This window comes from Sedimentitalea sp. XS_ASV28 (assembly GCF_041224545.1).
In the GTDB taxonomy this organism is placed as follows: Bacteria; Pseudomonadota; Alphaproteobacteria; order Rhodobacterales; family Rhodobacteraceae; genus Sedimentitalea.
On the sequence record NZ_JBGFGP010000031.1, the window covers coordinates 1 to 522 of the forward strand.

Below are 522 nucleotides of genomic sequence, written 5' to 3' on the forward strand. Positions count from 1 at the left end.
TCAATGGTGCGCATTATCCGAAGCCGGCGATCCTGCATGCGGTGTTTTTCTATGTTCGCTATCCCGTCTCCTACCGAGACCTCGAAGAGATTCTGGCCGAGCGGGGATTCACCTTGGACCATGCCACGCTGAACCGCTGGATGGTGAAATTCGCGCCGCTGATTGCAGTACAGCCGCAAGCGAGGAAACGGCCAATTTCTGGCGGATGGACGAGATATATATAAAGGTGAAGGGCAAATGGACCTACCTCTACCGAGCCGTGGACCGCGACGGTCAAACTCTTGAATTTCTGCTCTCCGAGCGCCGTGACCTGGCCGCTGCCCGGCGTTTTTTCAAGCGGACAATCGCCATAAACGGCGTGCCAGATCGGGTTGTCATCGACAAGAGCGGCGCAAACCTGGCCGGCCTGCAGGCGGTGAACATGATCCTGAAATTCACCGGCGACGGCCGCCCGGTCGAGATCCGGCAGGTCAAATACCTGAACAACATCCTTGAACAGGATCACCGCTTCATCAAGCGCAT

The 522-nt window shown here is 56.9% G+C and carries 1 pseudogene; it reads left to right on the forward strand.

Annotation, left to right across the window (positions count from 1 at the left end):
- Positions 1–522: pseudogene (locus AB9K34_RS00385) on the forward strand (IS6 family transposase); the annotation flags it as partial.